Origin of the sequence: Tamlana sp. s12 (genome assembly GCF_016767215.1) — a bacterium.
GTDB classification, from domain to species: domain Bacteria; phylum Bacteroidota; class Bacteroidia; order Flavobacteriales; family Flavobacteriaceae; genus Pseudotamlana; species Pseudotamlana agarivorans.
The window spans coordinates 2,338,583-2,351,178 of the sequence record NZ_CP068547.1; the positions used below are offsets into that span (position 1 = coordinate 2,338,583).

General features: G+C 33.3%; 11 protein-coding genes. 3 read left to right on the top strand and 8 right to left on the bottom strand.

The window, feature by feature from the left end; genetic code table 11:
- Nucleotides 1-71: 71 nt before the first annotated feature.
- Nucleotides 72-497 (bottom strand): copper resistance protein NlpE N-terminal domain-containing protein, encoded by a 426-nt coding sequence (locus JJL45_RS10215; RefSeq protein ID WP_068604134.1) that lies wholly within the window; start codon nucleotides 495-497, stop codon nucleotides 72-74.
- Between the two features lie 271 nt (nucleotides 498-768).
- Here JJL45_RS10215 and JJL45_RS10220 point away from each other — a divergent pair, with 271 nt between their 5' ends.
- Nucleotides 769-1,071: a nucleotidyltransferase family protein gene (locus JJL45_RS10220; protein WP_068604132.1), complete on the top strand. Its 303-nt coding sequence runs from the start codon at nucleotides 769-771 to the stop codon at nucleotides 1,069-1,071.
- Nucleotides 1,061-1,402, top strand: coding sequence for a DUF86 domain-containing protein (locus tag JJL45_RS10225; RefSeq protein ID WP_068604130.1), 342 nt, complete (start codon nucleotides 1,061-1,063; stop codon nucleotides 1,400-1,402). The genes JJL45_RS10220 and JJL45_RS10225 overlap by 11 nt, the downstream gene beginning before the upstream one ends.
- A 117-nt stretch (nucleotides 1,403-1,519) precedes the next feature.
- Here the strand turns inward: JJL45_RS10225 and JJL45_RS10230 are convergent, their stop codons facing one another.
- The 7 genes from JJL45_RS10230 to JJL45_RS10260 all read right to left on the bottom strand — a co-directional run bounded on the left by JJL45_RS10230 (nucleotide 1,520) and on the right by JJL45_RS10260 (nucleotide 11,485).
- The gene (locus JJL45_RS10230; protein ID WP_068604128.1) at nucleotides 1,520-2,848 is read right to left on the bottom strand and encodes a DUF4302 domain-containing protein; all 1,329 of its coding nucleotides are present in this window, start codon (nucleotides 2,846-2,848) and stop codon (nucleotides 1,520-1,522) included.
- Nucleotides 2,849-2,884: 36 nt separating this feature from the next.
- Entirely contained in the window at nucleotides 2,885-3,832 is a 948-nt protein-coding gene (locus JJL45_RS10235) for a substrate import-associated zinc metallohydrolase lipoprotein (protein ID WP_082935968.1), read from the bottom strand.
- Between the two features lie 15 nt (nucleotides 3,833-3,847).
- Nucleotides 3,848-5,275: a RagB/SusD family nutrient uptake outer membrane protein gene (locus tag JJL45_RS10240; protein ID WP_068604124.1), complete on the bottom strand. Its 1,428-nt coding sequence runs from the start codon at nucleotides 5,273-5,275 to the stop codon at nucleotides 3,848-3,850.
- 4 nt (nucleotides 5,276-5,279) lie between these two features.
- On the bottom strand, nucleotides 5,280-8,597 hold the full coding sequence (locus tag JJL45_RS10245) for a SusC/RagA family TonB-linked outer membrane protein (RefSeq protein WP_068604122.1): 3,318 nt from the start codon (nucleotides 8,595-8,597) through the stop codon (nucleotides 5,280-5,282).
- Nucleotides 8,598-9,123: 526 nt separating this feature from the next.
- A complete protein-coding gene (locus JJL45_RS10250) occupies nucleotides 9,124-9,960 on the bottom strand; it encodes a flagellar motor protein MotB (protein ID WP_068604274.1) in 837 nt (278 codons plus the stop codon).
- Between the two features lie 86 nt (nucleotides 9,961-10,046).
- Nucleotides 10,047-11,042 carry a glycosyltransferase family 2 protein gene (locus JJL45_RS10255; protein ID WP_068604120.1) on the bottom strand — a complete coding sequence of 332 codons (996 nt, stop codon included), beginning with the start codon at nucleotides 11,040-11,042 and terminating at the stop codon, nucleotides 10,047-10,049.
- Nucleotides 11,042-11,485, bottom strand: a complete 444-nt coding sequence (locus tag JJL45_RS10260) for a type I restriction enzyme HsdR N-terminal domain-containing protein (RefSeq protein WP_068604119.1) — start codon at nucleotides 11,483-11,485, stop codon at nucleotides 11,042-11,044. The genes JJL45_RS10255 and JJL45_RS10260 overlap by 1 nt, the downstream gene beginning before the upstream one ends.
- Before the next feature lie 104 nt (nucleotides 11,486-11,589).
- Here JJL45_RS10260 and holA point away from each other — a divergent pair, with 104 nt between their 5' ends.
- Nucleotides 11,590-12,594 (top strand): DNA polymerase III subunit delta, encoded by a 1,005-nt coding sequence (gene holA, locus JJL45_RS10265; protein ID WP_068604117.1) that lies wholly within the window; start codon nucleotides 11,590-11,592, stop codon nucleotides 12,592-12,594.
- The last annotated feature ends 2 nt before the right edge of the window (nucleotides 12,595-12,596 follow it).

A 12,596-nucleotide genomic window follows, 5' to 3' on the forward strand; every position in this document is an offset into this window, starting at 1 on the left:
GCTGAATAAAAATTATAGAACTATAAAGCTTAAATAACTTAGAACTCTGGTTACTTAATTAGCATTCACTTTTACATTTTAGGAAGTTTTAAGGTTTCAATCCAGAAAATATTAGACTCGTAAAATTGCAAAGCAGTTTCAACAATGCGGTTGCTTTTATCTCTAGGAGATTTTGAAATAAATCTTGCTTTCGAACCATTAAAATCTAACGTGTAGTCCTCACTAATATCAGTTTTTTCGTTTGTGATAAACGTAACGACTTTTTTTTCAATCTTCCAAGTTCCTTTACCATAAAGGTTTTTCTCTGCTGGTGCTCCCTTTTGTTTTGTATTAGAATGAAACAAGAAGGTACCGTCCTTATTTAAGCTTAGTTTGTACATTATCTCAATACCGTTGCTTGGACCCAAAGTTCGTGTGTAAATGCCGGAAATAGGCTCTGATTGGGTAAATGCAACCAGGTGGAGTAATAAGGCGATAGTGGAAAATAATATTTTCATTGTACTTTTTTGGTTAGTACGCTGCTAGGCACAATTATCTTGCCATTAAATGGATAATTATTAAATTTAAAAAATAGAGGAGTGGTATGCATTAAAAAAGCCTAAAACAGCAATAGCTGTTTTATAAACCACCCTGTAAAATTATTTATATTTTAAGTTTGTTGTGGAATCAACGATTAACGACTTCATTTTAATAGTTTTGAATACTTGCTAATGCTTGAAAAATACCTGAGGATTATTTGACCTATAAAAAAATAACTATTTTTGATATATGAAAATAGATGACAAAAATATAAATCTAATTAAAGAGCTCTGTAAACAATATAAAGTTCGCACTTTTTCTGCCTTTGGGTCTGTAACTAGAGATGATTTTAATCAAGATTCTGATATTGATTTTGTTGTAGATTTTGAAGAAACTGATCCTTTTGAGTATACTAACCTATATTTTCAACTTAAAGAAAAATTAGAGAGTCTACTTAAACGCCAAATAGACCTTATTGAAGATAGAGCTGTTAAAAATCAATATTTCAGAAAGGAACTTAATGAAACCAAAGTGTTAATTTATGGACAATAGAATTAATGCTTGGCTTGAAGATATTGAAAGATCAATAAATGAAATTTATGAATTTCTTCCCAATAGAACTGATTTTCTTGAGTATAAGAAAGACTTAAAAACAAAAAAAGCGGTTGAAAGAAATATTGAAATTATTGGAGAAGCAGTTAATCGAATTTTAAAAGATAAAGGTTCTGGAATACAAATAAATAATGCTCAAAAAATTATAGGAACTAGAAATCGAATTGCACACGAATATGATAATATTTCGGACGAAGTAATTTGGACTATTATCATAAAAGAATTACCAATATTAAAAGCAGAGATCAGCGAATTAAGAAAAACGCAATAGCCACAAGTGGGTTATGATTATAGCTTTTATAAATATGTTTTACAATCTATTCAATAAAAAAAAGCCTAAAACAGTTATAACTGTTTTAGGCTTTTTTAATGAGGTATTAAATTCTAATTATAGAAACACACCGTAAACTCTTAAAGCTGGGTTATCTAAACTTGTAAAAGTTCCAGCGGTATTAGAGTATGAACCAAAGTTGCCTTCATGTGTAAATAAAAGCCCTTCAGCCGAGTTAAACATGTTAACTATAGGTGCTAAAACGTAAATTAGAGCTTCGCCATCACCATAAGTACCAACATAATCTAAGTACAATCTTCCGTCTTGAACTACTGGTTTATCGAAGCAGTAGAATGCAAAGAAGTTTGCTCCATCAGAATTTCGTTGTACAACAACACGAATTTGATTAGCGCATGTTGCGTCACTATTAAAATCAAGCGTTAAACTGTATTCAAACAATGTGAAGCCTGCGGCATTTAATTGCGCATTGATTGATTCATACATGGTATCATGAGCAGGAGAGGTTAGAGGGAAGCTTCCTAAGCTAGGTCTGTATAAAAATACAGGATTACCTGTTTGAACCAAATATTGTACGTCATTACCAATGTATAAAGGCAATTGATCGTAAATAATTCTTAGGCCATCTTCCGTATTAACATACTCATTATTTGTAGCATCGTAAGTGAAACTAGTTAAAATAGTCCCATTAATTTCTACTGGCTCAATGAAGTAAAAACCTTCTGCAGTAATAACAACAGGTTTTGTAGTTGTTAATTCTTGTCCATTTTGGATGTAAGTGATTGTTGCTACTCTGCTTGAAGCGTCAAATTCAAAAGACGCTATAGCTTGATCATTAAGTAGAATGTTTCTGAAAACAGATTCGCTACCATCACCTGTTAGGTTGTCTACTGAATCAAAAGTAGGTTGTAGGTCTAAATCTGCTTGAGTAGCCTTTCTTAATGTGAAAATAGTAATATCATCACCGTAATCGGTTTTACTTTCTAATACCACTTCATCTTCGGTTACCGATAGGATATTGAAAACATATTCTCCGTCGTTATTATTGTCATTGATTTCATAAATAGCATGGAAAACAGCATGTGTTTCTAATACCAACTCCAGTTTTAAAGTTTTGGCAATTCTGTAAGTAATGGTATTGTCTTCAGCGCCTTTTAAATAATCTGAAGCGATGGATACATAGCCGCTGTCATCAAAATCCATAAGCATGGTAAAGGCACCAAAATCTTTGTTAGGAGAGTAATAACCCACCCAACCATATTCTGATGAAGTTAAAATGTCGGTATACTCCGTTTTTACTTCGTCAATTCTTTCGTTAATGGATTGATCGAAAAGTGGTTCTACATCATTATCGGTACAAGCTGTAACCGCTAATAATAGCATACAAACACTTAAAGTCAATTTTAATAGTTTATATATATATTTCATTTTATAACTTTATTTAATTAAAAGATATACTAATATTTACTCCGGAATAACCCCCGTGTTTATAACTTCTGTTAATCTTGTCTGTAGGGTAGCTTTCACTGCAACCAAGTCAATATTAAAGTTGTTTTTAAAATAAGCTAGAATTAAATCTAATTTTTGTCTAATTTTTAAACGTCCTTGATTAATTTCTTGGCATTCTAACACAACAGCTCCATCGGTATATACACTACAGTCTTCTTGATCTAAGAAGTAGTAGTTAAAGATGTCGTCTTCAAGTACTAAATAATGAGCAATAACTTCACAAAAATCTTCAAACTCATTTAGTGTTGAATAAGGACTAACCATACCAAGTTTAATAGCGTCTGCTAGACTTACACCATTACTCCAACCGTTTCCTAAGTAAGTGTCTGAAATCGTATTATAACCAATTGGAATACCATAAGTTTGATGAATAATATGTGAAAATTCATGGTGCGCTGTAGCTAAAATTCCTCCACTAGGGTTAGCTAACCAATCACCGTTTTGTAAGTCTAAACTATTCATGTTTAAAAGGGTGATTCTTGCACCGCCTTCAGCATAACCTAATAATCTTGTACCGTCATCTTTGTAGATGTAAGACCCGATATAAACAAGTTCTGGTGGGAATAATTCTTTAATAAAATTTTCACCATCATCACCCACTTCTGTATAAGGTTCAATCCATAAGTAGTCAATAATTTTAGTAGCATCGATCACCAAATCTGATTCGATTGGTGTGGCACTCTGACTGGCAGAAATAAAATTGTCGTTCCATCTCCAACGTGTTGCAGTACCGTAACGTTCGAATAAACTATGTCCGTCGTTATCGTATAAATATACATCATTAGGATGCGTAATTGAAGGATCTTCAGGTGGTGTATATGTCGTGTTCGTGTCATCTGAACTACATTGCATAAACAAAGTAGCAGAAAACATTAATCCGATTAGTTTTATAGTGTTTTTCATATCAAATGTATTTTATTATCTAGGGTTAGCTTCTATACCGTTAACCGTAGCTCTTTGTGGTAATTGTATCGCTTTTCTTAAATCTTCGGCACCTAAAACATAGGTATCGCCGTTAACATCAATATGAGTAACTTCCATACTGTGTCGTTTTATATCGAACCATCTTAAACTCTCGTTTAAAAATTCTTTTCTGCGTTCAGAAAGTACAAACTCTAACATGGCATCTTGATCAGATCCGCCAAAATAATCAACCACATTTTGCAAAGTAAGTTGCCCACCATTAGCATATCTTAAAGTTGCTAAAACATTGTAGTCGTCTAAAGCTTCTTGCAATCTGTTTTGCATCACGTAAGATTCCATTCTATTAAAAATAACTTCTTCACTTCTAAATTCAGTTACCACGATGTAAGGGAATCCTGTAGTTGCAGTAGTGTATCTAAAAAGTTCGTTATATTTTGGTTGAGAACGCGCTTGTGTACCGTAGTTATAGAAGTAGTCTCTTTCGTCACTATCACCTTGGATATTGATTCGAAGTATCTGATTAATAATATTAGTATTTGTTCTGTATCCAAAGTAGTATCTGTCTCCAGTACTTTCTTTTCTGCTTACAAATAGGTTATAGGCTTGAGTGATATCATTAAACTGATCGGCTATTTGAGCAGATGATGTTCCTGTGAAAACAGCAGCCATATCTCTTACATAGGTAGTTCCTATAGTACCAGTGCCTATAATTTTGTTAGAATATTCTATACATTTATCATAGTCTTGAGTAAATAGGTAGAATCTTGAAGCAAAAGCGTTTGCTGCACTTTTTGTAAAATGATACTTTCCTAATCCCGTATAATAAGCATCTGAAATTAAAGGTAAGGCATCTAATAAATCCTTTTCAATTAATTGATAAGTTTCCTCAAGGGTTCCTCGTTCATATTCTACTTTTAGACTAGTTTCAGGAGCCGTGATATAAGGAATACCTAAGGTTCCTTTATTAGCATCGTTGTAGTGTTGTGAAAACACATTAGCAAGAATAAAGTGGTTGTAGGCTCTACAAATTAGGGCTTCACCTCTTAATGCATTTCTAAAATCGGCATCACCACCTTCAATTTGATCTAAAGACTCTAAAGCTTGATTGGCATGCGCAATGGCGTTATAAGAGGTTTCCCAAAGGTAAGATGGCGTATCTTGTTGGGTTGAAGATTGTACCAATCTATATTGATAGTTTTCTGTCATCCAATCTACCTGCGTATTGTCAAAGATCGCAGTCACGTTATCGGTTCTCCATTCTAGAAAAAATTGAGATCCTTCGTTATAAGCTGAAACCAGTAACTCCGATACATCATCTAAAGAAGTTATGGTTTGTCTATTATCTGGGGTTTCGTCAAGGTAATCATCACACCCAAAAAATAGAGTTAAGCTAAATATGGTTATTAATATGTTCTTTTTCATAGGACTAGAAGTTAAAGTTTAGGCTAAAGGTGAAACTTTTGGTTAATGGTAATGAAACACCTCCAGATTGATAGAATTCTGGGTCTATACCGTTTAATCTATCATCAGAATAAATTAGCCATAAATTAAATGCTGAAATACTCGCTGTTGCAGATTTAATGAATGTGTGGTCTGTAATGCTTTTAGGAAACGCATAGGCAAGCTTAATGTTTTTAAGTCTCACATAATCACCATCGGCAACACGTACATCACTCTTATTATATAAACTATAAGCATTTAAACCTTGGTAGTTTAAGGCTTGTGCAGCTGTTTCAGATAAAATGGCAGGAATATTAGTGATGTTTTCATCACCAGGTAACGTCCATCTGTTAATTAACTCACCAGGTAGGGAGCTGTCATCAGAATAACTGCTAGAAAACGATTCGTCTAATCTAATTTTATTACCTCCTCGATATGAGAAACCAATCGTTAAACTTAAGTTTTTATAAGAGAAGTTATTATTGAAACCTCCAAAGAAAATAGGCTCTGTAGGGCCTTCATATTTTAAATGCTCCGTGATATCAGTTCTGTTCTGTAAATTCATAGATTGAATGATACTGCCATCGGCTGCATAAAAAGTTGGTACACCATTAGAATCTAATCCAGCAAATGGAATAGAGAATAATGATCTAACCGGATATCCTTCAATATTAGCACCATTTCTACTTACGGCTGCACCAATATTGTCTCTAGATTCCCATTGTGTAATTTCACTTTCGGAGTGGCTAAAGTTAATGTTTGAAGACCATCTAAAGTTTCCTGAATTTACATTTTGTGTGCTTAAATTAGCTTCGTAACCATTACGGATAAACTCTCCAATATTACCAAGTTTAGTACCTTCACCACCAACACCGTTAGTTTCAATAAAACCAATAAGGTCTTTAGAATGTCTTTTGTAGTACTCTAATTCAAGACTTACCGCATTGTTAAAAAAGCTAGTTTCTAAACCAATGTTCCATTCGTATAGTTTCTCAAAAGTTAATTCGCTGTTTTCTAATTGAGAAATAATTAAAGATACTTCACTTTCAGAGTCTTGAGGACGTAAAGGTTCGGCACCATAAACAATTAAACCGGCACTAGCGTTAAATGGGTTAGATCCTGAAAGACCGTAAGTCGATTTAAGCTTTAATAAGTTTACCCAAGCAGCGTTGTCCATAAACGATTCTTGGTGAATATTCCAAGCACCACTTATGTTGTAGGTTGGCAAATATCTTGCGCTTGATGCGTCTCCCGTTCTGTTATCTCCAGTATAAGTATAAGTACCGTTAATAACATAACGATTATCGTACGAGTAAGCTATGTTAGAAAACATACCCCAACCACGTTGTTTGGTTTCTAAGGCGCTAAAGTAATCTAAGCCACGAGAATCTAAATATCTAATAAAGTTAGGGTCACTTAAAATTAATCCTCCTTTATCAAACATATAACCCCAACCATCATTTTTCTGTGTAGATCGGTTGCTATAGGTTAACTCTTGAGCTAGTAAAGCAGAAACGGTATGTATATCGTTAAAAGTGTGCGAGTAATCAAACTGATTTCTAGCGTAGTAGTTTGTTAAGGTATGATCACTCGTTTTTCTAAATCCGCCATTAGGTAAAACACTATATGGTTCTAACTCTGGGGCATCTGGATCTCTAAATAAAAATATATTACTGTTTCTAATTAAAGGGTTATCAGCTCTATAGGCTTCAGCATTATTAGAGTTTTCGTGAATGGTTTGAACGGCATTACTTGTATACCATCTTCCTTGTAATACAGTAGTAAAATTAAGGTCTTTTGTTACTTTCCATTTTAAATCGGTTTGGAAAGATAAATCTAAAACATCTAGGTTTACAAAGTTGTGATCAACCTCGTGTAAGATATTAAAAGGGGCGTAGTTTTTTCTGAAATATTGACGATCTCCATTTTGATCATAAGGCGTCATACTTCTACTGGTATAAAGCGCATAATTAAATGGGTTGTTATCAAACTGTCTTTCATACAAACCAGTAATCTCATTAAACTCTCTATCTTGAGAGGCTGCTACTTGCTGATCTCTTACGTTTCCAGTTAATTTCATGCCCAGGGATAATTTATCAGATAAAGTGAAATTACCATTTAAATTAGCTGTGTAGTTTTTTACTTTATCGGCTATGGTTTGTCCGTCATCGATCATGGTTCCTATAGATGCTCTAAATCTTGATTTATCTGAACCTGATGATATACTGAAGTTATTGGCTCTCATAAATGAAGATTTAAAAAGCACATCAAACCAATCGGTATTAGCATCGGCATAACGTTGAAGGTAATCATAGTTTGGTGTTCCACCTGTTCCCCAATCAATATCACCTTTTACAATGCTATATAACATATCTTCAAAAACACCATGGCTATTACTTGCATTAGCACCAGCAATATCGATCCATCCTTTTTCATAAAGCTCTTGATAAACACTCATCTCATCACCAGAATTTAAAAAGTTAAACTGGTCGTATGTAGGTTTTGCTCTAGAAGTAATGTTTGTTGAAAAGTTTATAGATGGCTTTCCAGAAGTACCTTTTTTAGTAGTAATTACAATAACACCGTTTAGGGCACGCGCACCATATAATGCGGTAGCAGAGGCATCTTTTAATACTTGAAAAGATTCGATATCTTCAGGGTTTAATCCTGCTGTAGAAGAACTTAATAAAGTACTTAAGTTACCAGAAGTAATTTCTTCATTAGAAAGTTCAATGGCGTTTTCTAAAATAACGCCATCAACAACCCATAAAGGTTTGTTGGTACCGTTAATCGAAGCATCACCTCTAATTCTAATTACTGGTGCAGCACCAAAAGTACCCGAAACATTTTCTACTTCAACACCGGCTACTTGTCCTTGTAGCGAGCGGCTTACGTCGGGAACACCATCTAATTTAGCTTCTTCTAATTTTACAGTAGAAGCAGATCCTGTAAATAATTTTCTGTCAATTTTTTGATACCCTGTAACCACCACGGCATCTAACGCAGCAATGTCTTCTTCCATGACTACGTTAATTGAATTGGAGCTTCCTACAGTAATCGTTTTGGTTTTTAAACCTACAAAACTAAATTTTAGGACATCTCCTGATTTTGCTCCAATGGCATAATTACCATCAAAATCTGTAACAACACCTGTTGTGGTGCCTTCTACAATAATCGTAACACCGGCAATGGGAATGTCTTGTTCATCTTTGACATTTCCAGAAACTGTGTTTTCTTGTGCATAAGAAAATTGAATTGAGCATGCAAAAAGCAACATCACCAATGCACATAATTTCTTTTTCATAAATTGGAATTTGAGTTAGTACTTGACAAAACTCATAATATAATCTTAAAGAATCAAAGAATTGGAAGTCAAAACCCCCTTCAGAGCAGTTTGAGCTGCTTGATTGACGAATTTTCAGTGTATTGTTAAAAAAACAGGATTGTATTGGCGAAATGTTAATGAATTTCGAATAATAGTGAATATTATTTATAATTTTCACATTTCAAAAATTTAAAAATTCATGAATTCTGTTAGACAAAGCACTAAAACCTTGATGTTTTGCTAACATAAACTTAAAATGCTTTTATGAAAAATCTCACTAAAACCAATATATAGAATTTACATATTTGGAGATTAAAAAACGATTTGAACCTCAAAAATGGGGGTAATATAAACCTTCTAACCGCGAAGTTAAATTTGGTTTTGTTTATTATTCTATCGAAGAATTGGAAGTAATTATTAATATAGAGTAGAAGGTAAGGAAGGTTTATTGCAAAAAAAAAACTCAACTTTTCAGTTGAGTTTTTTAATGTTATAACATTACAGCTTAGTTTCCAGCTGAAAGATTTTTCATTTCTTTTTCAATCATGTCGTAGAACTGATCGATTTTCGGTAATACAACAATACGTGTACGACGGTTTTTAGCTCTGTTCTCGGCAGTATCATTATCAACTAAAGGTTTGAATGAACTACGTCCTGCAGCAATTAATTGTGATGGGTTAACATCTAATGATACTAAAACTCTAACTACAGAAGTTGCACGTTTTACACTTAAATCCCAGTTATCTAATAATGGTGGTTTGCTGTAAGGTACGCTATCTGTGTAACCTTCTACCATACATTCGAAATCTGGTTTGCTGTTTACAACTTTTGCAACTTTAGCAAGAACTTCTTTCGCTCTTGTAGTGACGTTGTAGCTACCACTTTGGAATAATAATTTATCAGCAATAGAAATAAACACCACACCTTTTTCAACATTAACTTCGATATCTGGATCGTTAATTCCAACTTCACGTTTTAAACTAGTTACCAATGCTAAAGTAACACTGTCTTTTTGTGTTAAGGCATCTTGTAAGCGGTTAATTTTAAGCTCTTTTTCTTTGATGCTCTCTAAGGTTTTTTCAATATTACTAGCACCTTTTGATGATAGCATCGTTAAATTATCATTGTTTTTACGTAAATCTGCTACTTGCTCTTCTAAAGCAGTGGCTCTCGCTGTTGCTGTTGCTCTGTCTTCTAAACAAGAATTAAGTTTTACCGTTGCAGAATTAAGCAAATCTTGAGTTTCCTTTTGTTTTGCCTGTAGATCTGTAAATTGTTTTTTTGATACACATGAGCTTAGGGCTAACATTACAGATGCACTAAGTAATAAGATTTTCTTCATAATAATTTTAGGATTAACTTTCAATAATTGGTTGAACAAAAATATATAAAATTCTGCTGACATAAGCAATTTAACAAAACTTTTACTTAAGACTTTAAACTTTTAAAAGTCTTTTTTTTAAGTATAAAATAGTCAAAAACAATCGATGTTCTATTATAGTATTTTATACGCTGTTTTGTTTGTTTCCGCTGATTTAATAGCCGATTTATATGCTTGTAATAACTAAAATGTGCTCTAATTATTGCAAAGGTATGTTTCGGTTTTAACTCAGCAAGAAATTTTATCCCTGCGATGCCATCGAGGCATAATCTCGCAAGTATTATGCCAAATAAATATTTGTTTACATTTTTTGTAAGCGTAAATAAACTATTTCTAAAGTTGAGAAATGTTTTTTTAGGATTTACAGCATTTAATGTGGCACCACCAACATGAAATACTGTAGAATTGCCTACATACTTAATTGTGTAACCTAAGTTTTTTGCACGCCAACATAAGTCAATTTCTTCCATATGAGCGAAAAAATGATTATCCAAACCCTTAAGCTTGTTAAAGGTTTGCTGTCTAATAAATAAACAGGCACCAGATGCCCAAAAAATATCAGTCGTGTCATTATATTGACCTAGATCTTTTTCAAGGGTATCAAAAATGCGTCCTCTACAATATGGAAATCCGAATTTGTCAATATATCCACCAGCGGCACCAGCGTATTCAAAATGAGTTTTCTGCTTAAAATCTAAAATTTTAGGTTGTATGATGGCCGTGTTTTCATCAGCTTTAAAAGTCTCTATAATAGGAGTCAACCAATTTTCGGTAACTTCAATATCGCTATTTAGTAAACAAAATATATCAGCTGAAATATTTTTTAAAGCATCATTATACCCTTGGGCATAACCACCATTGGATTCATTCTGAATGATTTTTACTGAAGGAAAGGTTTCTTCTAAAAAGGGGACCGAATCATCGGTCGATGCATTGTCGGCTACATAAATGGTAGCTTCTTTTGAAAACTTTACAACAGAAGGTAAAAATTGCTGAAGCAGGGTTTTACCATTCCAATTTAATATAACTACGGCGACTTTCATTAATTGTAATTAGGAATGTTTTCTAGAAATTGATAGCATTCATTTTTAAAATCCATTTGGCAATAATAGTGATTTAGTCCGTTGGTAACCATTAAATAGCTGGCATTTAACTCTAAATTATAACGAGCAATTTGATCGAAAGTGCTTTGGTTTATAGTAATTTTTGGTGCTTTACACTCTACAATTAAATGGATGGAACCGTCTGGGTTGAACACGACAATGTCATAGCGTTTTTTTAAGCTGTTAATAACGAGTTCCTTTTCAACATTTATTAATGATTTTGGAAATTTCTTTACTTCTATTAAATACTGTATACAATGTTGTCGTACCCATTCTTCCGGTTGCAAAACCACAAATTTTTTACGAATAGGATCAAAAATAGATGCTTTATTTTCGCTACTTTTGAATCGAAATGAATATTCTGGAAAATTAAGTGCTTGCACAGTACATTTATTTAGTTTTCAAAGTTACGCTACAATATATAAATACCAAATATCCTAAGGTAATTGTTGGATGGTGTTATTTTTTAATCTGAAATCTTTTTAATTTGGACGAAGTCAAACAACTGGTAACCGATATAAAAAACGGCAATTTAAAACCCATTTACTTTTTAATGGGCGAGGAACCTTATTATATAGATAAGATTTCCGATTTTATTGAAAACTCAGTGCTTTCTGAGGAAGAACGTGGTTTTAATCAAATGGTACTTTATGGTAGAGATGTTACTGTTGAAGATGTTGTAGGTCATGCCAAGCGATTTCCTATGATGGCAGAGTATCAAGTGGTGATTGTTAAGGAAGCTCAAGATTTGTCGCGAACCATTGAAAAATTTGCTAGCTATGCTGCCAATCCCCAGCCTACAACCATTTTGGTTATTGACTATAAGTATAAAAAGTTAGATAAACGTAAAGCGCTTTATAAGGCAATTAATAAGGTAGGTGTAGTATTCGAGAGTAAAAAACTTTATGAAAATCAAGTTTCCGATTGGATTAGACGTGTTTTGGCATCAAAAAAATATACCATCACACCAAAAGCCGCTCAAATGCTTGTGGAATTTTTAGGAACTGATTTAAGTAAAATTAATAACGAACTTGAAAAGCTTCAAATTATTCTTCCTAAAGAAACTCAAATTACCCCAGAGCATATCGAAGAAAATATTGGTATAAGTAAAGATTATAATAATTTCGAGCTTCGAAAAGCGATTGGAGAACGCAATACACAGAAAACCTATAAAATTATAAAGTACTTTGGCGATAACCCCAAGGATAATCCTATGGTTGTAACCGTTTCTTTGTTGTTCAACTTTTTTTCTCAACTTTTGCACCTTCACGGATTAAACGATAAGTCGCCAAGGCATGTGGCTCAGGCCTTAAAAGTGAATCCTTACTTTGTAAATGAATACCTCACTGCTGCAAAAAACTTTCCCATGCGAAAAGTAAGTTCGGTCGTGGCTACTTTAAGAGAATTTGATGTAAAAAGTAAAGGGGTAGGTTCTAATGCAGTATCTCAAGGCGATTTGCTGAAGGAGTTAATGGTTCGTATATTAAATTAATT

Excerpts from the sequence above, each read along its gene's own strand:
- JJL45_RS10215 (WP_068604134.1), bottom strand. The coding sequence starts at position 497 with ATGAAAATATTATTTTCCACTATCGCCTTATTACTCCACCTGGTTGCA.
- JJL45_RS10220 (WP_068604132.1), top strand. The coding sequence starts at position 769 with ATGAAAATAGATGACAAAAATATAAATCTAATTAAAGAGCTCTGTAAA.
- JJL45_RS10225 (WP_068604130.1), top strand. The coding sequence starts at position 1,061 with ATGGACAATAGAATTAATGCTTGGCTTGAAGATATTGAAAGATCAATA.
- JJL45_RS10230 (WP_068604128.1), bottom strand. The coding sequence starts at position 2,848 with ATGAAATATATATATAAACTATTAAAATTGACTTTAAGTGTTTGTATG.
- JJL45_RS10235 (WP_082935968.1), bottom strand. The coding sequence starts at position 3,832 with ATGAAAAACACTATAAAACTAATCGGATTAATGTTTTCTGCTACTTTG.
- JJL45_RS10240 (WP_068604124.1), bottom strand. The coding sequence starts at position 5,275 with ATGAAAAAGAACATATTAATAACCATATTTAGCTTAACTCTATTTTTT.
- JJL45_RS10245 (WP_068604122.1), bottom strand. The coding sequence starts at position 8,597 with ATGAAAAAGAAATTATGTGCATTGGTGATGTTGCTTTTTGCATGCTCA.
- JJL45_RS10250 (WP_068604274.1), bottom strand. The coding sequence starts at position 9,960 with ATGAAGAAAATCTTATTACTTAGTGCATCTGTAATGTTAGCCCTAAGC.
- JJL45_RS10255 (WP_068604120.1), bottom strand. The coding sequence starts at position 11,042 with ATGAAAGTCGCCGTAGTTATATTAAATTGGAATGGTAAAACCCTGCTT.